This is a genomic window from Helicobacter pylori (assembly GCF_030062585.1).
In the GTDB taxonomy this organism is placed as follows: domain Bacteria; phylum Campylobacterota; class Campylobacteria; order Campylobacterales; family Helicobacteraceae; genus Helicobacter; species Helicobacter pylori_CN.
Window position 1 is genome coordinate 385,221 of sequence record NZ_CP071935.1, and the last position, 20,666, is coordinate 405,886.

19 protein-coding genes and 2 pseudogenes are annotated in these 20,666 nt (G+C 39.2%); 14 read left to right on the forward strand and 7 right to left on the reverse strand.

The annotated features are described in order from the left end of the window. Window positions 1–80: 80 nt before the first annotated feature. The 14 genes from J5F42_RS01850 to J5F42_RS01915 all read left to right on the forward strand — a co-directional run bounded on the left by J5F42_RS01850 (window position 81) and on the right by J5F42_RS01915 (window position 12,307). Complete coding sequence (locus J5F42_RS01850) at window positions 81–494, forward strand: universal stress protein (protein ID WP_001023008.1); 414 nt, start codon at window positions 81–83, stop codon at window positions 492–494. A 14-nt stretch (window positions 495–508) separates the two neighbouring features. After that, window positions 509–784, forward strand: a complete 276-nt coding sequence (locus J5F42_RS01855; RefSeq protein WP_078245951.1) for an ATP-dependent Clp protease adaptor ClpS — start codon at window positions 509–511, stop codon at window positions 782–784. Next, the gene (locus tag J5F42_RS01860) at window positions 784–3,012 is read left to right on the forward strand and encodes an AAA family ATPase (RefSeq protein WP_097699080.1); all 2,229 of its coding nucleotides are present in this window, start codon (window positions 784–786) and stop codon (window positions 3,010–3,012) included. Before J5F42_RS01855 ends, J5F42_RS01860 begins: the two co-directional genes overlap by 1 nt. Beyond that, window positions 3,002–3,352, forward strand: coding sequence for an aspartate 1-decarboxylase (gene panD / locus J5F42_RS01865; RefSeq protein WP_283491454.1), 351 nt, complete (start codon window positions 3,002–3,004; stop codon window positions 3,350–3,352). Before J5F42_RS01860 ends, panD begins: the two co-directional genes overlap by 11 nt. Window positions 3,353–3,363: 11 nt before the next feature. After that, window positions 3,364–3,666, forward strand: a complete 303-nt coding sequence (locus tag J5F42_RS01870) for a YbaB/EbfC family nucleoid-associated protein (RefSeq protein WP_000347926.1) — start codon at window positions 3,364–3,366, stop codon at window positions 3,664–3,666. After that, window positions 3,666–4,670: a PDZ domain-containing protein gene (locus J5F42_RS01875; RefSeq protein WP_283491596.1), complete on the forward strand. Its 1,005-nt coding sequence runs from the start codon at window positions 3,666–3,668 to the stop codon at window positions 4,668–4,670. Before J5F42_RS01870 ends, J5F42_RS01875 begins: the two co-directional genes overlap by 1 nt. 7 nt (window positions 4,671–4,677) lie before the next feature. Beyond that, entirely contained in the window at window positions 4,678–5,733 is a 1,056-nt protein-coding gene (locus J5F42_RS01880) for a type IV secretion system protein (RefSeq protein ID WP_283491597.1), read from the forward strand. A 15-nt stretch (window positions 5,734–5,748) separates the two neighbouring features. Further along, window positions 5,749–5,862 carry a hypothetical protein gene (locus tag J5F42_RS01885; RefSeq protein ID WP_001217873.1) on the forward strand — a complete coding sequence of 38 codons (114 nt, stop codon included), beginning with the start codon at window positions 5,749–5,751 and terminating at the stop codon, window positions 5,860–5,862. Continuing rightward, window positions 5,859–6,602: a VirB8 family type IV secretion system protein gene (locus tag J5F42_RS01890; protein ID WP_097699076.1), complete on the forward strand. Its 744-nt coding sequence runs from the start codon at window positions 5,859–5,861 to the stop codon at window positions 6,600–6,602. The genes J5F42_RS01885 and J5F42_RS01890 overlap by 4 nt, the downstream gene beginning before the upstream one ends. Next, complete coding sequence (locus J5F42_RS01895) at window positions 6,602–7,591, forward strand: TrbG/VirB9 family P-type conjugative transfer protein (protein ID WP_097699075.1); 990 nt, start codon at window positions 6,602–6,604, stop codon at window positions 7,589–7,591. The genes J5F42_RS01890 and J5F42_RS01895 overlap by 1 nt, the downstream gene beginning before the upstream one ends. Next, entirely contained in the window at window positions 7,584–8,720 is a 1,137-nt protein-coding gene (locus J5F42_RS01900; RefSeq protein WP_283491455.1) for a DNA type IV secretion system protein ComB10, read from the forward strand. The genes J5F42_RS01895 and J5F42_RS01900 overlap by 8 nt, the downstream gene beginning before the upstream one ends. 70 nt (window positions 8,721–8,790) lie before the next feature. Beyond that, window positions 8,791–10,203: a mannose-1-phosphate guanylyltransferase/mannose-6-phosphate isomerase gene (locus J5F42_RS01905; RefSeq protein WP_097699073.1), complete on the forward strand. Its 1,413-nt coding sequence runs from the start codon at window positions 8,791–8,793 to the stop codon at window positions 10,201–10,203. Window positions 10,204–10,230: 27 nt separating this feature from the next. Next, entirely contained in the window at window positions 10,231–11,376 is a 1,146-nt protein-coding gene (gene gmd / locus J5F42_RS01910; protein WP_097556117.1) for a GDP-mannose 4,6-dehydratase, read from the forward strand. Then, window positions 11,369–12,307 (forward strand): GDP-L-fucose synthase family protein, encoded by a 939-nt coding sequence (locus tag J5F42_RS01915; RefSeq protein WP_078262517.1) that lies wholly within the window; start codon window positions 11,369–11,371, stop codon window positions 12,305–12,307. The genes gmd and J5F42_RS01915 overlap by 8 nt, the downstream gene beginning before the upstream one ends. A gap of 22 nt (window positions 12,308–12,329) precedes the next feature. Here the strand turns inward: J5F42_RS01915 and J5F42_RS01920 are convergent. The 7 genes and pseudogenes from J5F42_RS01920 to J5F42_RS01950 form a co-directional block, all read right to left on the reverse strand. Then, window positions 12,330–12,542: pseudogene (locus tag J5F42_RS01920) on the reverse strand (anthranilate synthase component I); the annotation flags it as partial. An 88-nt stretch (window positions 12,543–12,630) separates the two neighbouring features. Beyond that, window positions 12,631–12,924, reverse strand: coding sequence for a hypothetical protein (locus tag J5F42_RS01925; RefSeq protein WP_283491598.1), 294 nt, complete (start codon window positions 12,922–12,924; stop codon window positions 12,631–12,633). Between the two features lie 188 nt (window positions 12,925–13,112). Further along, window positions 13,113–14,111: a hydrogenase expression/formation protein HypE gene (gene hypE, locus J5F42_RS01930; RefSeq protein ID WP_283491456.1), complete on the reverse strand. Its 999-nt coding sequence runs from the start codon at window positions 14,109–14,111 to the stop codon at window positions 13,113–13,115. Between the two features lie 2 nt (window positions 14,112–14,113). Beyond that, entirely contained in the window at window positions 14,114–16,366 is a 2,253-nt protein-coding gene (gene hypF / locus J5F42_RS01935; protein WP_283491599.1) for a carbamoyltransferase HypF, read from the reverse strand. Further along, window positions 16,363–17,355 carry an agmatine deiminase family protein gene (locus J5F42_RS01940; protein WP_283491457.1) on the reverse strand — a complete coding sequence of 331 codons (993 nt, stop codon included), beginning with the start codon at window positions 17,353–17,355 and terminating at the stop codon, window positions 16,363–16,365. Before J5F42_RS01940 ends, hypF begins: the two co-directional genes overlap by 4 nt. Before the next feature lie 51 nt (window positions 17,356–17,406). Continuing rightward, complete coding sequence (locus J5F42_RS01945; protein ID WP_283491458.1) at window positions 17,407–17,631, reverse strand: DNA methyltransferase; 225 nt, start codon at window positions 17,629–17,631, stop codon at window positions 17,407–17,409. Next, window positions 17,631–20,610: pseudogene (locus J5F42_RS01950) on the reverse strand (type I restriction endonuclease subunit R). Before J5F42_RS01950 ends, J5F42_RS01945 begins: the two are co-directional and overlap by 1 nt. Window positions 20,611–20,666 lie beyond the last annotated feature (56 nt).

Below are 20,666 nucleotides of genomic sequence, written 5' to 3' on the forward strand. Positions count from 1 at the left end.
AACGCTTTATCTTTGAGCTTTCAGCGGGTCATTAGGGTTTATTTGGTATAATACCAAAACTTCATTTAAGGTTGGTTCTTATGAATATTTTATTTGGGATTAGCGACACGCAAGAATGTTATAACGCTATTAAATTCGCTGTCAAATTAGCCCATTCGCTTAAAGAGGTCCGTTTCACCTTGTTGCATGTGAGCATGGAAGTGTTTATTTATAGCGAAAGCGGGATGATGGATTATGGCCAGACAGAAGCTTTAGAGGAAGAAAAAGCTAAGGCTTTGTTAAAGCAATTTGAAGACGCTTTCAAAAAAGAAAATATAGAGTGTGAGAGCGTTCTAAAAAGCGGTGATTTGATTGATGTGGTTTTAGAAATGGCTAAGGATTATGATTTGTTATTGATTGGGGCGAGCGAGTCTAATTTGTTGTATCGTTTGTTCATTTCGCACCAAAATAGCCTTGTTGAACAATCCAGTATCCCTGTTGTGATCGCCAAGTAGCATGGATAAGCGGCATGAAAATGTATAACATACCCACCCCCACCATGTCGCAAGTGATCATGCTTAATGACTCCATTACGACAGCGGAATTTATGGTTTCTGCTTTAAGGGATTTTTTTGACAAGCCTTTAGAAGAAGCTCAAAAACTCATGCTAAGCATCCATCGTGATGGCGATGGGGTTTGTGGCGTTTATCCTTATGAAATCGCCATATATAAGGCGGTATGCGTGAGGGACAAAGCCAGAGCGTTAAAATTCCCTTTAAGATTAATGGTGCAAGAGGTAAAATAATGGACAAATTCAATAAAGATTTGAATGAAGTTTTATCTCATGCTTTAGATTTAGCCCTAGATTTTAACCATGTCCTTTGCACCACAGAGCATGTGCTGTTAGCCATTTTAGAGCATGGGATTGGAATAAGGATTTTTAATACTTTAGAAGAAGATAACTACCATAAAATGGAGCAAATCCTTAAAGATTACTTGCAACAATACATTCCTTTAAAAAACGATCCAGCCAAAATACCAGACAGGAGTCCCGTATTAGCAAGAGTGTTTAAAAAAATGTATGCGAGTTACTTGGATAGCGTTGGCGTGGAAGAATTGCTTATTTTCATTTTAGAATACGATGATTGTTACGCTTCAAAACTCCTGGATAGTTTTGGCATCACTCGTTCGTATTTCAAGTCCGCTTTATTGGATTTTGATAACCCTAATGATATTAATGGTAATGACATTAATAATGAAGAAGCGCCCAAAAGCACTCCCCTAAAAAAATACGCTAAAAATTTGAGCGCTTTAGCCCAAGACAACGCTTTAGATCCAGTCATTGGCAGAGAAGAAGAGATTTTAAGAGTGATAGAAATTTTAGGGCGCAGGAAAAAGAATAACCCGCTTTTAATTGGCGAAGCGGGCGTAGGAAAAACCTCCATCGCTGAAGCTTTGGCTTTAAAAATCGCTCAAAAAGAAGTGCCGGAGTTTTTGCAAGAATATGAAGTTTATTCTTTGGATTTGGCTTTAATGGTGGCTGGGGCAAAATACAGAGGGGATTTTGAAAAACGCTTGAAAAAAACGCTTAAAGAGATCCAACAAAACGGCCGTATCATTTTATTCATTGATGAAATCCACACCCTTTTAGGCGCAGGGAGCAGTAACGCTGGGAGCTTGGATGCGGCGAATATATTAAAGCCGGTTTTAACGGATGGGGGTTTGAAATGTTTAGGAGCGACCACTTTTGAAGAATACCGCAGCGTGTTTGAAAAAGACAAGGCTTTTAATAGGCGTTTTTCAGTCATAAAAGTTGAAGAGCCTTCCAAAGAAGCGTGTTACTTGATTTTAAAAAAGATCGCTCCCCTTTATGAAGAACACCACCAGGTGCGTTATGATGAGAGCGTGTTTAAGGCATGCGTGGATTTAACGAGTGATTACATGCATGATAAATTCTTGCCGGATAAAGCGATTGAATTATTAGATGAGGTGGGATCGAGGAAAAAAATCAACCCTAAAAAGGGCAAAAAAATCGGCGTTGATGACGTGAAAGAAACGCTCGCTCTCAAGCTTAAAATCCCTAAAATGCGTTTGAGCAGCGATAAAAAAGCCCTTTTAAGGAACTTGGAAAAATCGCTTAAAAATAAGATTTTTGCCCAAACCGAAGCGATCAGTCTCGTCAGCAATGCGATTAAAATCCAGCATTGCGGGCTTTCTTCTAAAAATAAGCCTGTGGGGAGCTTTTTATTCGTGGGACCTAGTGGGGTGGGGAAAACAGAATTGGCTAAAGAATTGGCCTTGAATTTGAATTTGCATTTTGAACGCTTTGACATGAGCGAATACAAAGAAGCCCATAGCGTGGCAAAGCTCATCGGGAGTCCTAGCGGTTATGTGGGGTTTGAGCAAGGGGGGCTGTTGGTGAATGCGATTAAAAAACACCCGCATTGTTTGTTGCTTTTAGATGAAATAGAAAAAGCCCATTCTAATGTGTATGATTTGTTGTTGCAAGTGATGGATAACGCCACTTTGAGCGATAATTTAGGCAATCAGGCGAGTTTTAAGCATGTGATTTTGATTATGACTTCAAATGTGGGGAGTAAGGATAAGGACACGCTAGGGTTTTTTAGTGCTAAAAACACCAAGTATGATAGAGCCGTTAAAGAGCTTTTGACCCCTGAATTACGATCTAGGATTGATGCGATCGTGCCGTTTAACGCGCTCAGTTTGGAGGATTTTGAACGCATTGTTTCTGTGGAATTAGACAAATTAAAAGCCCTAGCGCTAGAGCAAGACATAGCCTTAAAATTCCATAAAGAAGTTGTGAAATTCATCGCGCAAAAAAGCTACCAAACGACTTTAGGAGCGAGAGAAATTAAAAAAATCATTCATAATGAAATCAAAACCCAATTAAGCGATATACTGCTCTTACAATCGTTTAAAAAACCTTGTAAGATCGCTTGCTTGCTAGAAAAAAACCAATTGGTTCTAAAAGAAATCAAGCGCGCGCAAAAGGTGAAAGAAAATGACTTTTGAAATGCTTTATAGTAAAATCCATAGGGCGACTATCACAGACGCTAATCTCAATTATGCAGGCTCGATCACCATAGATGAGGATTTAGCCAAGCTCGCTAAGCTCAGAGAGGGCATGAAAGTAGAAATCGTGGATGTCAATAACGGCGAACGCTTCAGCACCTATGTGATTTTAGGGAAAAAAAAGGGCGAAATTTGCGTCAATGGTGCAGCAGCCAGAAAGGTGGCCATAGGCGATGTGGTGATCATTTTAGCTTATGCGAGCATGAATGAAGATGAAATCAATACGCACAAGCCAAACATCGTGCTAGTGGATGAAAAAAACGAAATTTTAGAAAAATAAGAGGTTTAGAGATGGACTTTAGTCAATTGGGCGGGTTAAGCGGGTTGTTAGACGGCATGAAAAAAGAGTTTTCCCAACTAGAAGAAAAGAATAAAGACACGATCCACACCTCCAAAAGCGGTGGGGGAATGGTGAGCGTGAGTTTTAATGGGTTGGGGGAATTAGTGGATTTGCAAATTGATGACAGCCTGTTGGAAGATAAAGAAGCGATGCAAATCTATTTGATGAGCGCTTTGAATGACGGGTATAAAGCCGTAGAAGAAAACCGAAAGAATTTAGCCTTTAACATGCTGGGGAATTTTGCCAAGTTGTGATGCTTTATAAAGCCCTTATCGTTTTTATCGCTCTGTTGGGTTTTTTGAATGGTTTAGGGGCTTATGATTTCAAGCATTGTCAGGTTTTTTTTAAAAAAGCGAGCCTTAAAAATGGGGGCGTGGCTTTAAAGGAATTGCCTAAAGGCGTGTATTTGTATTATTCCAAAACCTACCCTAAACACGCCAAAGTCATCAAATCCGATCCTTTTGTAGGGCTGTATTTGTTGCAAGGCGTGCCAAGCGAGTATGTTTATACCTTAAGGGATTTAGACAAAGACGCCCTGATAAGACCAATGGCTAGTATAGGGGAGAATCAAGCCCTAGAAGCGCGGTTGCTTTTCAAGCAAAAAGGCTATGACCGCTACGCTCAAATTTCGCAAAAGACTCAAAAAAATGGCGTTATCAGCAATATTTGCTATCAAATGCTAGGGCTAGGGGTAGGGGGGAATGGTTTTATAGAAACGAAATTCATCAAACGCTTTTTAAACCAAAAAGAGCCTTATTATGGGGATATTGGGGTGCGTTTAGAAGAACATCATAAGCGTTTAGTGGTAGCGCAATTTGATCCCTTTTTCCCTAAAAACCCTTTTTTAAAAAACGATGAAATCCTAGCGATCAATGATTACAAGATCTATTCGTTAGCGGAGTTTGAATGGGTGGTGAGCAATCTTAAATACCAAAGCCTTGCCAAAGTGAGAATCAAACGAAACCATAAAATCAAAGAAGTAATGCTCAAAGTCAATAAGCGTTATGGGGGGTTTTTACTCAAAGACACTTTTTTAGAGCGCTATGGCATCGCTTTAGATAGGCGTTTTATCATCACTAAAATAGGCACTCATTTGCCCAAAGGCCTAGATTTTTTAAAGCTTGGGGATAGGATTTTATGGGTGAATCATAAAAGCGTTTCGTTCAACCCGAAGGCTTTAAGAGAAGCGTTAAGCGCACCTAAAATTGAATTATTAGTTTGGCGTAAAGGCTTTGAATTTTACATTAAAGTCCGTTGAAGTATTGATGAAAAATGACGCTTATGAGATTATTCTTTCTTGGTTTATCACGCCTCTCACGGCGATTTTAGGGCGTTTCGCTGAATTTTTCCTCTACACTTTGCATGCGCAATTGGTGTTTAATAGCGTGGTCGCTTTGGCGTTCATGCTCTTTGCTTATAGGAGCTTGAAAGAACAGAATTTTTTCAGCACTAGCACGCTTTTAGAGACGTTATTATTTGTGGGGTTTTTTGCGCTGTTTAACTACGCTTTAAAAAACCCTTCGCGCTTTTATGAATTGTTTCAAAACGCTATTTTTATTGTGCCTAACATGATCACTCAAAGCCTCTCTCAAAGCTTGAGTAACTTTTCTAACCACGCGCTTTCTTTAGATTTTATCTTCAATCATGGTTTTTATGCCCTTAGTTTCATCAGCGATTTGAGCCATAATGAAATGTCTGTGTGGCTTTTTTTAAGCATTTTGCAAGCGCTTTTTTTGAGCGTGCTGTTTGCGATCATCATTTTAGTGTATTTAGAAGTGCATGTGTGGTGCTCTTTAGGGGCGCTGTTTTTAGCGTTTGGGTTTTTTAAAACCTGGAGGAGCGTTGTAATTATATGCCTAAAAAAATGCTTCGCTCTTGGGTTTTACAAGCCTTTTTTGTTGTTGGTGGGGTTTTTGAATGTGTCGGTTACTAAGGCGTTAATAGACGCTCATATGCAAGAAAAACAAGACTTAAGCCTTTTATTGGTGGTAGCGTTATTTTTGTGTTGCGTTTTTATCATAGGCGTGCCTTTTTTCATCAACGCTTTGTTTAGGGTGCAAAACAGCCTTAAAGAAACTTACAAACTCGCCACCAATTTGAGCACTAACCTCACTCAAAGCGCTTTGCAATCTTTACAATATACCACAACCTCGCCCGCTCCTTCTCATATTTCCTCTTCTGCAAGTCAAAGCGTTTCTAAAGAAAAAGAAACGCATTCCCCCACTTTTAAGGTAGAAACCACTCAATTAGATGTAAAAATCCCAAATTTCAAGCAAAAAAAGGTTAAAAAGGATACAATAAATACAAAAAATGAAATTTAAATAAATAGGAATTTAATGAGAATTTTTTTTGTTATTATGGGACTTGTATTTTTTGGTTGCACCAGTAAGGTGCATGAGATGAAAAAAAGCCCTTGCACCTTGTATGAAAACAGGTTAAATCTCGCATGAAAGAAAAGCCTTTCAATAGCGAGCAGTTGATCTATTTAGAAGAGCTTTTAAGCCACCAAGAAAAGCATTTAGAAAACAAGCTTTCTGGTTTTTCGGTGAATGATTTGGACATGCAAAGCGTATTTAGATTAGAGAGAAACCGCTTGAAAATCGCTTATAAGCTCTTAGGCTTGATGAGTTTTATCGCTCTTATTTTAGCGATCGTGTTAATCAGTCTTCTACCCTTACAAAAAACCGAACACCATTTCGTGGATTTTTTAAACCAGGACAAGCATTACGCCATTATCCAAAGAGCGGATAAAAGCATTTCTAGTAATGAAGCGTTGGCTCGTTCGCTCATTGGGGCGTATGTGTTAAACCGAGAGAGCATTAACCGCATTGACGATAAATCGCGCTATGAATTGGTGCGCTTGCAAAGCAGTTCTAAAGTGTGGCAACGCTTTGAAGATTTGATTAAAACCCAAAACAGCATTTATGCGCAAAGCCATTTAGAAAGAGAAGTCCATATCGTCAATATTGCGATCTATCAGCAAGACAATAACCCCATTGCGAGCGTATCCATTGCAGCTAAACTAACGAACGAAAACAAGCTGGTGTATGAAAAGCGTTATAAAATCGTATTGAGTTATTTGTTTGACACCCCGGATTTTGATTACGCTTCCATGCCTAAAAACCCTACCGGCTTTAAAATCACTCGCTACAGCATCACTGAAATCGCGCCGACTAACAGGGGCGATTGATGCGTAAGGTTTTATATGCCCTCATGGGCTTTTTATTGGCTTTTAGCGTTTTAAAAGCCGATGATTTTTTAGAAGAAGCGAACGAAACAGCCCCGGCGCATTTAAACCACCCCATGCAGGATTTAAACGCCATTCAAGGGAGCTTTTTTGATAAAAACCGCTCAAAAATGTCCAACACTTTGAACATTGATTACTTTCAAGGGCAAACCTATAAAATCCGCTTGCGTTATGCGATGGCGACCTTATTGTTCTTTTCAAAACCCATTAGCGATTTTGTTTTGGGGGATAAGGTGGGCTTTGACGCGAAAATCTTAGAAAGCAACGATCGCATTTTACTCATCAAACCCCTACAAATTGGCGTGGATTCTAATATCAGCGTGATAGATAGTGAGGGCAAGATTTTTTCTTTCTATGTGTTTTCTACCACTTTCACCAGCTCCAAACACCCTAATTTGCAGGTTTTCATAGAAGATAAAAATTATTATTCTAACGCTTTTTTGAAGCCCCAAAAAGAAAATAAAGAAAATGCCCTTGAAAACGCCCCCACAAACGACAACAAGCCCTTAAAAGAAGAACCCTTAAAAGAAGAAAAAGAAGAAACTAAAGAAAAAGAAGAGGTGATAATTATTGGCGATAACACCAACGCGATGAAAATTATTAAAAAAGACATCCAAAAAGGCTATAAGGCTTTAAAAAGCTCTCAAAGGAAATGGTATTGTTTATGGGCTTGTTCTAAAAAATCCAAACTCTCCTTAATGCCTGAAGAAATCTTTAACGACAAGCAATTCACTTATTTCAAATTTGACAAAAGATTAGCGCTCTCTAAATTTCCGGTGATTTATAAGGTCGTTGATGGCTATGATAACCCGGTGAATACAAGGATTGTGGGCGATTACATTATCGCTGAAGACGTTTCGGCTAAATGGACTTTAAGGCTGGGTAAGGACTATCTGTGCATCCGTTTTATCAAAAGGAGCAAAGGTGAATAAGTGGCTTAAGGGAGCGTTGATTGTTGCAGGGGGTTTTGCAACGATTACAACAATTTCTTTAGTCTATCATCAAAAGCCAAAAGCCCCCTTAAATAACCAACCTAGCCTTTTGAATGACGATGAGGTGAAATACCCCTTACAAGACTACACCTTCACTCAAAACCCACAGCCAACTAACACAGAAAGCTCCAAAGACGCTACCATCAAAGCCTTACAAGAACAGCTCAAAGCCGCTTTAAAAGCCCTAAACTCCAAAGAAATGAACCATTCCAAAGAGGAAACTTTTACTAGCCCTCCCATGGATTTAAAAACAAATACAACCCCCCCTAAAAAAGATTTTTCTCCAAAGCAATTAGATTTATTAGCCGCTCGCATCACCCCTTTCAAACAAAGCCCTAAAAATTACGAAGAAAACCTGATTTTCCCTGTGGATAACCCTAAGGGCATTGATGGTTTCACTAACCTTAAAGAAAAAGACATCGCTACTAATGAAAACAAGCTTTTACGCACCATTACGGCTGACAAAATGATACCCGCTTTTTTGATCACGCCCATTTCTAGCCAGATCGCTGGTAAAGTGATTGCGCAAGTGGAAAGCGATATTTTCGCTCACATGGGCAAAGCTGTTTTAATCCCCAAAGGCTCTAAAGTCATAGGCTATTACAGCAACAATAACAAAATGGGCGAATACCGCTTGGATATTGTATGGAGCCGCATCATCACTCCCCATGGGATTAATATCATGCTCACTAACGCTAAAGGGGCGGACATTAAAGGCTATAACGGCTTGGTGGGGGAATTGATTGAAAGGAATTTCCAGCGCTATGGCGTGCCGTTACTGCTTTCTACGCTCACTAACGGCCTATTGATTGGGATCACTTCGGCTTTAAACAACAGAGGCAATAAAGAAGAGGTGACTAATTTCTTTGGGGATTATCTTTTAATGCAATTGATGAGGCAAAGCGGTATGGGGATCAATCAAGTGGTCAATCAAATTTTAAGAGACAAGAGCAAAATCGCTCCTATTGTGGTGATTAGAGAGGGAAGCAGGGTATTTATTTCGCCCAATACTGACATCTTCTTCCCTATACCCAGAGAGAATGAAGTCATCGCTGAGTTTTTGAAGTGACTTAAAAAATCCCAAATTAAAAACGCTATAATAACCCTAAAAAACAAAAGAGAGCCTAACAAGAAAACCCATGAAAATTAAAAATATCTTACTGAGTGGGGGGAGCGGCAAGCGCTTATGGCCTTTAAGCCGTAGCCTATACCCTAAGCAATTTTTAAAGCTTTTTGACCATAAAAGCTTGTTTGAATTGAGTTTTAAAAGAAACGCTTCCTTAGTAGATGAAACGCTCATTGTGTGCAATGAAAAGCATTATTTTTTAGCCCTAGAAGAAATAGAGAATGAAATTAAAAACAAAAGCGTGGGTTTTTTATTAGAGAGCTTGAGTAAAAACACCGCTAACGCCATTAGTTTGAGCGCTTTAATGAGCGAGAGGGAAGATTTACTCATCGTTACGCCAAGCGATCATTTGATTAAAGATTTTCAAGCGTATGAAAATGCAATCAAAAAAGCGATTAATTTAGCCCAAAAAGGTTTTTTAGTCACTTTTGGCGTAAGTATTGACAAGCCTAATACGGAGTTTGGGTATATTGAAAGCCCTAACGCTCTAGATGTCAAGCGATTCATTGAAAAGCCAAGCCTAGAAAAAGCGATAGAGTTTCAAAAAAGCGGGGGTTTTTATTTCAATAGCGGCATGTTTGTTTTCCAAGCGGGCGTTTTTTTAGACGAACTAAAAAAGCATGCCCCTACTATTTTAAAGGGGTGTGAAAGAGCGTTTGAATCGTTAGAAAACACGCATTTTTTTGAACAAAAGATCGCTCGTTTGAGCGAAAAGAGCATGCAAGATTTAGAAGACGTGAGCGTGGATATTGCTTTAATGCAGCAAAGCCACAAAATCAAAATGGTAGGATTAAACGCCAAGTGGAGCGATTTAGGGAATTTTAACGCTCTTTTTGAAGAAGCGGCTAACGAGCCTAAAGAAAATGTCAGCCTGAATCAAACGCCCATTTTTGCCAAAGAAAGCGGAAATAATTTAGTGTTTTCTCATAAAGTGAGCGCTCTTTTAGGCGTTGAGGATTTAGCCATCATTGACACTAAAGACACTCTTTTAATCGCTCATAAAGACAAGGCTAAAGATTTAAAGGCTTTAGTGAACGAGATAGAAACAGACAACCAAGAATTGCTGCAAACGCACACTAAAGTGTATCGCCCTTGGGGGAGTTATGAAGTCTTGCATGAGAGCGGGTGTTACAAGGTTAAGATTTTAGAAGTCAAACCTAACGCCAGGCTTTCTTTGCAAAAGCATTTCCACAGGAGCGAACACTGGGTGGTGATTAGCGGGATGGCGAGCGTGGAGTTGGATCATCAATCGTTTGAATTGCAAGCTAATGAGTCCACTTATATCCCTAAAAACACCCTACACCGCCTGGCTAATTACGGCAAAATCCCTTTAATCATCATAGAAGTTCAAGTGGGCGAGTATGTCGGCGAAGACGATATTGTAAGGGTTGATGACGATTTTAACAGGCAGAATCAAAACGCCTAATAAAGGAAATTTAATAAAGGAACAATAATGAAGGAAAAAATCGCTTTAATCACCGGGGTTACCGGGCAAGATGGGAGCTATCTGGCTGAATACTTGCTGAATTTGGGTTATGAAGTGCATGGGTTAAAAAGGCGTTCTTCTAGCATCAACACTTCTAGGATCGATCATCTGTATGAAGATTTGCATAGCGATCATAAAAGGCGTTTTTTCTTGCATTATGGGGATATGACCGACAGCTCTAATCTCATCCATTTAATCGCTACCACTAAGCCTACAGAGATTTATAATCTAGCCGCTCAAAGCCATGTGAAAGTCTCTTTTGAAACCCCAGAATACACCGCTAACGCTGATGGTATTGGCACGCTAAGGATTTTAGAGGCCGTGCGGATTTTAGGCTTAGAAAATAAAACACGCTTTTATCAAGCCAGCACGAGCGAATTGTATGGTGAAGTCTTAGAAACCCCGCAAAATGAAAACACCCCCTTTAACCCACGAAGTCCCTATGCGGTCGCTAAAATGTATGCCTTTTACATCACCAAAAATTACAGAGAGGCTTATAACTTGTTTGCGGTTAATGGCATTCTTTTTAACCATGAAAGTAGGGTAAGGGGCGAAACTTTTGTAACCCGTAAAATCACACGAGCCGCTAGCGCGATAGCGTATAACTTAACGGATTGCTTGTATTTAGGGAATTTAGACGCTAAAAGAGACTGGGGGCATGCCAAAGATTACGTGAAAATGATGCATTTAATGCTCCAAGCGCCCACCCCACAAGATTATGTGATCGCCACAGGAAAGACCACGAGCGTGCGCGATTTTGTGAAAATGAGCTTTGAATTTATCGGCATTGGTTTAGAATTTCAAAATACAGGGATTAAAGAAATCGGTTTGATTAAAAGCATTGATGAAAAAAGAGCGAACGCTTTACAATTAAATTTAAGCCATTTAAAAGCAGGCCAAATCGTGGTGCGTATAGATGAACGCTATTTCAGGCCTACTGAAGTGGATTTGCTTTTAGGCGATCCCACTAAGGCTGAGAAAGAGCTAGGCTGGGTTAGGGAATACGATTTAAAAGAGTTGGTTAAGGACATGTTAGAATACGATTTAAAAGAATGCCAGAAAAACCTTTACTTGCAAGAGGGGGGTTATATTTTAAGGAATTTTTATGAATGAGATTATTTTAATCACCGGCGCTTATGGCATGGTGGGGCAGAACACGGCGTTGTATTTTAAAAAAAACAAGCCTGATGTTACTCTACTCACCCCTAAAAAGAGCGAATTGTATTTGTTGGATAAGGACAACGTTCAAGCCTATTTGAAAGAATACAAGCCTACAGGCATTATCCATTGCGCCGGGAGAGTGGGGGGCATTGTGGCGAACATGAACGATCTTTCAACTTACATGGTTGAGAATTTACTCATGGGCTTGTACCTCTTTTCTAGCGCTTTAGATTCGGGCGTGAAAAAAGCCATTAATCTAGCGAGCTCTTGCGCTTATCCTAAATTCGCCCCTAACCCTTTAAAAGAGAGCGATTTGTTGAACGGCTCTTTAGAGCCAACGAACGAAGGATACGCTTTAGCCAAACTCTCCGTGATGAAGTATTGCGAGTATGTGAGTGCTGAAAAGGGCGTTTTTTATAAAACCTTAGTGCCTTGCAACCTTTATGGCGAGTTTGACAAGTTTGAAGAAAAAATAGCGCACATGATACCAGGGCTTATTTCTAGGATGCACGCCGCTAAATTAAAAAATGAAAAAGAGTTTGCGATGTGGGGCGATGGCACGGCCAGAAGAGAATATCTAAACGCTAAAGATTTAGCCAGGTTCATTGCCCTAGCTTATGAGAATATCGCTTCAATCCCTAGCGTGATGAATGTTGGCTCTGGAGTGGATTACAGCATTGAAGAGTATTACGAAAAAGTCGCTCAGGTTTTAGATTATAAGGGCGTGTTTGTTAAGGATTTATCCAAACCAGTGGGCATGCAGCAAAAACTTATGGATATTTCCAAACAAAAGGCTTTAAAATGGGAATTAGAAATCCCTTTAGAGCAGGGCATCAAAGAAGCTTATGAGTATTATTTGAAACTTTTAGAGGGTTTGAAATAAAATCAAGGCTTTTATGGGGCTATAAAAACGCTCCGCTATTAGGCGTCAGGCTAGCGATTTTACGATATTGTAATTATCAATTCGCTTCAAACAAACTTGAGCCATTAAAAGGGGTTTGGTCGCTTTACTCTCAATCTCAAGCGTTTTCAAAAAGCAAGGTGTGTTGGTATTTTAATTTTTCATAAAGAGCTAAGGAGTGGGGGAAGTGGGGGGCTTTTTCTATGAGATTAACCACTGCTTGCTTTGCATGAAAAATAAACTCCCAAAGGGCTATGACAATAATTTCTAAATTGTATTGTCTGTTTTAGATTATCAGTTGGTTTTTATCTTCTTCCAATTCCAAAATCCCAAGTCCCTTTATCAGTCTCTATGCTAACTTCTTTTATATGCTGACACCTAAATGGAAGTAAATAAAATTGATAGCTATCGCCAAATCTTAGCGTTTTATTAATCTTGAAATAAGGAAATCCATCATTGTTAGCACAATTCCCACGATTGATTTTTGCACTCAATATAGTGATACTATCAACATTTGAAATGATGTCTATCCAATAAAGATGGTTCCTAAAAGCTACTTCAATGTCTATTGGTAGTTTTTCACTACCACTACACTCCATAAAAAACCCAAAAAACCCAAAAATGACCGCTAATATCAAGCCCGCTTTTTTATAACCCACCACTAACACTCTCTTATTGTAAGTTTTCTTTCAAATAGCTTGAGTATAGTAGACTTAGACTTAGCTTAGGCGATCTCTAAAAAATTTTAGAGATCAAAGGCGGTAGGGTTTTAAAAAGCGTCTTAGTGTTAACAAATCCTAGGCAACAATTCGCCCTCTGGCACCTCTAAAATCCTTTCAAAACCCCATGCGTTCTTTAAAACCACGCTAGGATAGGGGTTTTCAAACACCCCGCCGATCACGCAAGCGTTTTTAGCTTTTTCGTTACTTTTTAAAATTTCTAAGGCTTTAGGGGCGTCTTTTTGATTGAGCGCTAAAACAAACACCCCCTCATTGGCTAGCGCGTAGGGTTCTAGCCCTAAAATCTCACAAATCCCTTTCGTTTCTTCTTTTAAGGGGATTTTTTCTTCTTCTATAACGATTTTCACTCTGGAGCTGTTCGCCCATTCATTCAGCACGCTCGCTAACCCGCCCCTAGTCGCATCTCTTAAAGCATAAATTTTGAGATCGCTTAAAAATAGAGGTTTTAATAAGGGATAGAGCAGTTGGCAATCGCTTTCTAGATTCGTTTTAAGCTTGATTTCATGACGCATCGCAAACAAGCTTGCCCCATGATTGGCGATAGTATCGCTTATGATAATGGCTTGCCCTTGTTTTAAATGGCGCGAAGAAATCCCTGGCTTGATGATTTTACCAATACAGGTTGTGTTGATAAAAAGCTTATCCACGCTCCCCTTTGGCACGACTTTAGTGTCTAGGGAGAGGAGTTTCAGGTTGGCTTTAAATAATTCTTTTTGTATGGATTGTAAAATTTGTTTTAAAAGAGGGATTTCTAAGCCTTCTTCTAAAATAAAACCCATATTCAAAAATAGAGGTTCGCCCCCTTGCACGCTCACATCATTCGCGCTCCCGCAAACGCAAAGCTTGCCTATATCGCCCCCATTAAAAATCAAGGGCGTGATGACAAAACTATCCGTGCTCACGCAATATTCCCCACTAGCTTCAAATTTAGGGGCGTCTTCACCAAACGCAACAATCCATTCTTTTAAATAGGGCATAAAAACCCGCTCAATCAAAGCGTTTGTTTCTTTCCCTCCGTTCCCGCATGCTAGAGTTACGCTATCCATTTTTATCCTTTTTTGATGATTGTAGGGTTGAAATACGCCATTAAGGCCTGACCGACAGGGATACTGCTGTCATTAGGAGGGAAATGCTTGTGGAAAAAATACTCCCTTTGAAGCTTTTTCAATCGTTTGGCCAATTGTTCGCACAACAATTGGTTGCAAAACACGCCCCCACTGCACACCACCACATGCTCTTTAAAAGGCGCAATCAAAGCGGTAATGATTTCTACTAGGCTGTTAAAAAATTTCTTAGCGATGCGTTTGGGTTCTAAAACGCCCAAATCCTTTTCAAACGCTTGATAAAATTCTTTTAAACCCACCACGCTGTTTTTGATTGTAAAAGGGTAAAAAGCACTCTCATCGCTTTGTAGGGCTAGATTTTCTAAAACCTGCCCGCTCTCGGCTTCAAAACTGATCGTTCCCACTAGATCCAAACTAAACGCCACTATATCAAACAAACGCCCTATGGAATTGGTGGCGATGCTTTGAATTTTTTTGTCATGCATTTGTTGGAAAATTTCTAACTCGTCTTCTTTAAAATGTTTTTGAACGCGCTTTAAAAGCTTGTTGAGTTGGTGTTTTAAAGCGATTTCTAAAACCAAGCGTTTAGGCTCTTTGATCGCTTTTTGCCCCCCTAAAAGCCAAAATTCTTCAAACCTGGCGGTTTCTTCAATGCGTTCCAAATCCCCCACAAAACACTCCGCCCCATAAATCTTATTGTCATAAGCCCCACTCCCATCCCAGATGATACCTATAAAGGGGTGGTTTAAATGCGGATCTTGTAACAATGCGTCTAAGATACTCGCTAAAAAGTGGGCATGGTGGTGCTGGACTTGCAACAAGGGCGTATTAAAATCACAAGCCATTTGAGTGGTGGTGTAGTTTTTGTGCTTATCGCAAGCTAAGAGCGTGGGTTTAAAATCATAGGTTTTTAAGAAAAAATTCAAAGTTTCTTTAAAGTGTTTTTCATTTTCTAAAACGCTCAAATCCCCACAAAAAGGCGAGAGTAAAAGAATGGAAGTTTCGCTATCCAATAAGCTAAAATGCCCTTTTTGTTGTGCTCCAAGCGCTAAAATCTTTTTTGGCGAACCATTAGAGCGTTTAGGCAAAGTGAGGTAAAGGGGGGCAAACCCCCTAGCCAAACGCATGGGGCGAATGATATTATCCACACGCTGCACGATACTATCATCAATCCTGTGAATGATAGCGCGGTTATGCGTGAGTTTAAAATCAAAAATGAAACTCAAGGAATCAATCTCAGCCTCATCGCTCGCTAAAGGGAGGGAGCTGAAATTCGCGCTCGTGAACACAATAGGGAAATCTAATAAATCCAGTAATAAAGCATGCAAAGGGGTATAGGGCAAAATCACGCCATAAAAGGGGGAGTTTTTAGCGATATTGGGGGCTAATTGGGTGTCAGGTTTTTTACGCGCTAAAAGAATGGGGGCGCTTGCAGAAATTAAGCTTTCGCATTCTAACGCGTTCAAAAACGCATGCTGTTTGGCTGATTTTAAGTCTTTAAACATGAGCGCGAAAGGCTTTAAGGGGCGGTTTTTTAAAAGCCGTAATCTTTCTATGGTTTGAAAATTCCTCGCATCGCACAAGAGAGCAAAGCCTCCCAAACCTTTAAGAGCGATGATTTTACCCTTTTGAATGTCTTTAGCGCATTCTAAAAGAGCGTCATCATTTTTGAATCGCTTATAATTGAGCGCGATACCGCACTTTTTGCAGCTGATGCCTTGAATGTGGAAGCGCTTATTGGTATGGTCTTGATAAATAGAAGCACAAAATTCACAGAGTTTGAAAGGTTTTAAGGCGGAGTTTTCTCTGTCATAGGGCATGGCGTTTAAAAGGCTGTATCTCGCCCCGCACTTCGCGCAAGAATTGAAAGCGTAATGAAAATAGGGGGAGTTTTTATCTCTGATTTCGTGCAAGCAATCCTTGCACACGCCTAAATCTTTAGGGATTTGACTGAGCAGATTTAAAGGGTGGTTCTTGCTTTCTAAAATCCTAAAATCATTGAATTTGAGCGTTTTATCATAAGGGCTAATAATGATTTTTTCCACCAACGCTAAAGGGGGTAATCCTTTTTTTAGGGCGTTTAAAAAAGACTCTGTTTTGTGAGCGGGTAAGATGATTTCTAAAGCCGCTTGGGTGTTACGCGCAAAGCCTACAAGCTCTAATTTTTGAGCTAGGGTATAAACAAAAGGGCGCATGCCCACGCCCTGAACCACGCCAAAAAGCGTGATTTGATTCAATAAAATTGCATCGTTACACAATGCAAACTCCCATGCTGTTTGATTAAAGTATTACAATCAACCCCTACCACTTCTAAGGGCGTGTGTTGTCTTAAGGTTTCTAAAATGAGCGTATCATTAGGGTCGTTGTAAGTGGGGACGATTAAAGCGTTATTGCACAATAAAAAATTCACATAAGTCGCTGGCAAGCGTTGTTGGTTTTCATCATAAATGGCTTTGGGGATTTCTAGGGGGATGAGTTTATAAGGCGTGCCGTCTAGTTTTTTAAAGGTTTTTAATTCTTCTTGCATTTTTTTTAAGGCTGTGTAATGCTCATCGTTTTCATCTTCGCATGCACTATAAACAATGGTGTCTTTATCCAAAAAGCGAGCGAGCGTGTCGGTATGGCTATCGGTATCATCGCCTTTGAGATAGCCATAAGAATACCACAGCACTTGTTTAGCCCCTAATTCCTTTTTAAGCATGTTTTCTATCTCATTTTGATTCAAATGGGGGTTACGATTTTTTTCTAGCAGGCATTGGGTGTTGGTTAAAATGCTCCCAGCCCCATCGCTTTCTACGCTCCCACCCTCTAAAACATAGGGCATCGTTTTTAAAGGGTGTTTTAAAAACCCTAAACTTTTGAGCTTGAAATTCACCTGATTGTCTAAATTGGACGGGTATTTTAACCCCCAGCCATTAAAACCAAAATCCAAGCACTCTAAAACGCCCTGATTTTCAATACTGATCGCTCCAAAATCCCTAGCCCATGTGTCGTTAGTGTCGACCTTTGCGATCTCTACACCGGGTAAGTTTTTAAGCATCTCATAGCCGATAGTATCGCTAGTATGGACGCACACTAACACTTTAGCATGTTTGGCTATGGTTTGAATGATGTGTAAAAAGCTCTCCCTGGCCTCTTCAATACAATACGCCCAGTCGCCAAACTCGTGGGGGAAAGCCATTAGAATCGCTTGGATTTTTTCAAACTCCGCTAACATTCTTTTCATTCAAAATATCCTTTTAAATAACTATAACACAATCTCATTCAAATAGCGTTTTTAAAACAGATTCAAACGCTTTTGTGCGGTTTGAAAATATTCTTTTTCTGATTCTATACCGATAAAATTCCGTTCTAAATTTTTGCACGCTAAGCCGGTGGTGCCGCTCCCCATGAAAGGATCTAGAACGATGTCATTAGGGTAAACGCTAATGTGTAAATGCTTAATATCCTTTTTTTCTATAGCGATGTTGGTATTATTTAAAGTCAAACAATAAGCGTTCATTAGCGATACTCCTCTATGTGTTTGGCTAAATTAAAAACATTTTCTAACAAACCCTCATCGTTTATGATTTTTCTTAAAGCGATTTTAAGGTTTTTTTCTTTTTGATTATGCCCCACCCAATCGCCTTTTTTATTACCCCTAATGCATGCGTCTATTTCTAGGGCTAAGGCTTCATCTTCATCTAAATTATCATAGAGGGTTTTTAAAGCGTTAGTGTTGATCTTTTTAGGGTAATTTCTATTTTCTTTATTAATAACTTTTTTGGCTAAGTCGTGGATTTGTTGCAAGTATTCTAAATAGGTTAATTTCTTTTCCCTAAACTGGAGAATCAAATCGTTTAAAAGCGAAGATAATTTTTCGTAATACTTAGGATCGCTCGCTTCTTTTTCTATAATGCGTTTTTTAGTGTTGTTAGCGATGCTTTCTGCCATAGAGCTTTCATTTTTAAACGCTTGAGATAACGCCTTATTAAAATCATTAATATCCATTTGGGCTAAAACTTCGCACAGCCCTTGATCTTCTATTTGGAATAACACCTCGCTATCCGTGGTTTTAATGTAAGCGTCTAAAATCCGGCGCATGTCTTCGCTATAGCTTTTTAAATCCACGCTATCCCCACTACTCAAGCCAACCGCTTTTTGTAAATGCCTATAAAATTCCGCTTCTTGTTTGATTTTTTGCATTTCTTCTTTAGAATAAATGGGCTTTTCTAAATTATTCAATTCCACAAACATTCTTAAAAACGCGCCAACAAGCTGGTAAAACAACCGCCTTTTTTGAGTGTTTTTTTCTAAATCGCTCCCACAAAAATAAGCGATATAATCCTCTTCATCTTTTGGCTCTTTCACGCCTTCGCAAAGCGATTTTAACTGATCTCTAGTTTCTTCTAATCTTTTCTTAATCTTTTGGGATTTGTCAGAGATAAACCCTTGAATGTCTTCTCTTTCATAGTTTTCAAACGCTTTATTGGTGTAATCGCTGTGCGCTTCTTGTAGGCTATCAAACAAATCCTTATAGTCTATGATACAGCCAAAATCCTTATCTTCGCTATCTAATCTATTCACCCTGCACACCGCTTGAAAAAGCCCATGATCTTGCATTTTCTTATCCATGTATAAATAAGTGAGGCTTGGCGCATCAAAACCGGTCAATAGCTTATCCACCACGATCAACAGCTTCATTCTATTAGGCTCATTAATAAAACGCTTTTTAACTTCTTCTTCAAACTCTTTGATTTTATTAAGGGCTTTTTTCTCATCTTTTTCATCAAAAAAGTTTTGCAGCATTTTACAATAAATGCGGTATTTGTAACTCTCTTCGTTCTCATCGCTCCCGCAATCTTTAAGATCAGCGATATTGGGTTCATAGCTTGTGATCACAGCCACCTTATCCTTTAATTCTGTTTCTAAAAAGAGTTCAAAATACCGGCATGCGTTATACACGCTTTCAGCCACCAGCATGGCATTCCCCTTTCCATTCCTTAATCGTGGGAGTTTTGCCATATCCAATACAATATCTTGCACAATACGAGCCAATCTGTCTTTAGTGGAAAAAACCTTTTGCAAATTAACCCATTTCTTTTTAAGCTCTGTTTTAGCCGCCTCATTCAAGTTTTGGGTTTTTAATTCAAAATATTCGTCTAGCTTTTCAGGGCTACTGACATACTGATCCACGCTCCTAGCTTCATAATTTAAATCTAGCACCACCCTATCGCTAACGGCTTCATTAAATTTATAGCAATGGATATAATTCCCAAACACTTCCTGGCTTGTCTTTTTATCTTGTTTCAATAAAGGCGTGCCGCTAAAGGCTATAAAAATCGCATTAGGGAGCAGGCTTTTCATGGCTTTATGCAATTTAGCGCTTTGGGTTCTGTGGCATTCATCCACTAAAACAACCCATTCCTTTAAAACAGGTTGTTTTTTTAAATCTTCTAAGTCGTTGTCATCAAACTTATGCACAAGCGAGCCAACCAAAAATTCCTTATTTTCAAACAGCACGCTCAATAAATCCTTCTTGCTGTCTGTGCGATAAAGATCCTCGCCTATTCCCAAAAACACGCCTTGAATTTGAGCGTCTAATTCCCTCCTGTCTGTAACGATTAAAATCCTTGGCTGTTGGATATTCATTTTTAGCCATTGAGTAAGCCACACCATAGTCAAGCTCTTACCGCTGCCTTGCGTGTGCCAGATAATCCCCCCTTCTTTTCTTTGGATAAATTCTTGCGTTTTTTTAATTGCAAAATATTGGTGGAACCTGGCGCATTTCTTTTGCCCCTTATCAAAAATCAAAAAATCATGGATAAATTCTAAAAACCTTTCTTTTTTTAAAAAGCATTCAATCGTTTCAAACAAATTTTTTAAAACGCCCTCTTCTTTCCAAGAAAGGTAGTATTTTTCTTTAGTTTCTATGACGCCATATCTTAGCCCTTGACTTTCATTGCCCGCCATAACCAATTGGATCGTTTTGAAAAAATCTCTAATAAATTCTTTCTTTTGGTTGTCTAAATTTTGCCTGATACCGCTTTCCACGCTCACGCTGGATTTTTTCAATTCTAGCACCCCTAAAGCGATCCCATTAACATAAAGCACCACATCCGGCCGCTTCATGTTTGACCCTTTAACGCTCACTTCTTCAGCCACGCTAAATTCATTCTTAGAAACGTCTTTCCAATCAATGAGATAAGTCGTTTGGAAGTTTTCATTCTGGCTTATTTTAATTTTCACGCCATAAATCAAAAGCTCGTAAAATTTTTGATTCGCTTCGTATAAATCGTTTTTTTAAAGCGTTATGGATTTTCTGCTCAATTTTAGGCCACCTTTCAGGCTCAATTTTTTGATTTTTAATTAGCCATGCTTTCAAGCTTTCTTTATTGATGTTTTCATTATCGCTCTTTGTTAAATCCCCTAAATACGCATAGCCCATGCTTTTAAAAGTTTCTATGACTTGTTTTTGAACTTCTTTTTCTGTTTTCATCATAAACCCCTTAAGAACGCTTCTTACCGCTTTATATTATAATCCTAAAAACAAAATAG

What these genes read in the sequence shown, in the direction of transcription:
- gmd (WP_097556117.1), top strand. Translation starts at nt 10,231, where the DNA reads ATGAAGGAAAAAATCGCTTTAATCACCGGGGTTACCGGGCAAGATGGG.
- J5F42_RS01875 (WP_283491596.1), top strand. Translation starts at nt 3,666, where the DNA reads ATGCTTTATAAAGCCCTTATCGTTTTTATCGCTCTGTTGGGTTTTTTG.
- J5F42_RS01880 (WP_283491597.1), top strand. Translation starts at nt 4,678, where the DNA reads ATGAAAAATGACGCTTATGAGATTATTCTTTCTTGGTTTATCACGCCT.
- J5F42_RS01925 (WP_283491598.1), bottom strand. Translation starts at nt 12,924, where the DNA reads ATGGAGTGTAGTGGTAGTGAAAAACTACCAATAGACATTGAAGTAGCT.
- J5F42_RS01895 (WP_097699075.1), top strand. Translation starts at nt 6,602, where the DNA reads ATGCGTAAGGTTTTATATGCCCTCATGGGCTTTTTATTGGCTTTTAGC.
- J5F42_RS01890 (WP_097699076.1), top strand. Translation starts at nt 5,859, where the DNA reads ATGAAAGAAAAGCCTTTCAATAGCGAGCAGTTGATCTATTTAGAAGAG.
- J5F42_RS01860 (WP_097699080.1), top strand. Translation starts at nt 784, where the DNA reads ATGGACAAATTCAATAAAGATTTGAATGAAGTTTTATCTCATGCTTTA.
- J5F42_RS01850 (WP_001023008.1), top strand. Translation starts at nt 81, where the DNA reads ATGAATATTTTATTTGGGATTAGCGACACGCAAGAATGTTATAACGCT.
- J5F42_RS01870 (WP_000347926.1), top strand. Translation starts at nt 3,364, where the DNA reads ATGGACTTTAGTCAATTGGGCGGGTTAAGCGGGTTGTTAGACGGCATG.
- J5F42_RS01905 (WP_097699073.1), top strand. Translation starts at nt 8,791, where the DNA reads ATGAAAATTAAAAATATCTTACTGAGTGGGGGGAGCGGCAAGCGCTTA.
- J5F42_RS01945 (WP_283491458.1), bottom strand. Translation starts at nt 17,631, where the DNA reads ATGAACGCTTATTGTTTGACTTTAAATAATACCAACATCGCTATAGAA.
- hypE (WP_283491456.1), bottom strand. Translation starts at nt 14,111, where the DNA reads ATGGATAGCGTAACTCTAGCATGCGGGAACGGAGGGAAAGAAACAAAC.
- J5F42_RS01885 (WP_001217873.1), top strand. Translation starts at nt 5,749, where the DNA reads ATGAGAATTTTTTTTGTTATTATGGGACTTGTATTTTTTGGTTGCACC.
- J5F42_RS01915 (WP_078262517.1), top strand. Translation starts at nt 11,369, where the DNA reads ATGAATGAGATTATTTTAATCACCGGCGCTTATGGCATGGTGGGGCAG.
- panD (WP_283491454.1), top strand. Translation starts at nt 3,002, where the DNA reads ATGACTTTTGAAATGCTTTATAGTAAAATCCATAGGGCGACTATCACA.
- J5F42_RS01940 (WP_283491457.1), bottom strand. Translation starts at nt 17,355, where the DNA reads ATGAAAAGAATGTTAGCGGAGTTTGAAAAAATCCAAGCGATTCTAATG.
- J5F42_RS01855 (WP_078245951.1), top strand. Translation starts at nt 509, where the DNA reads ATGAAAATGTATAACATACCCACCCCCACCATGTCGCAAGTGATCATG.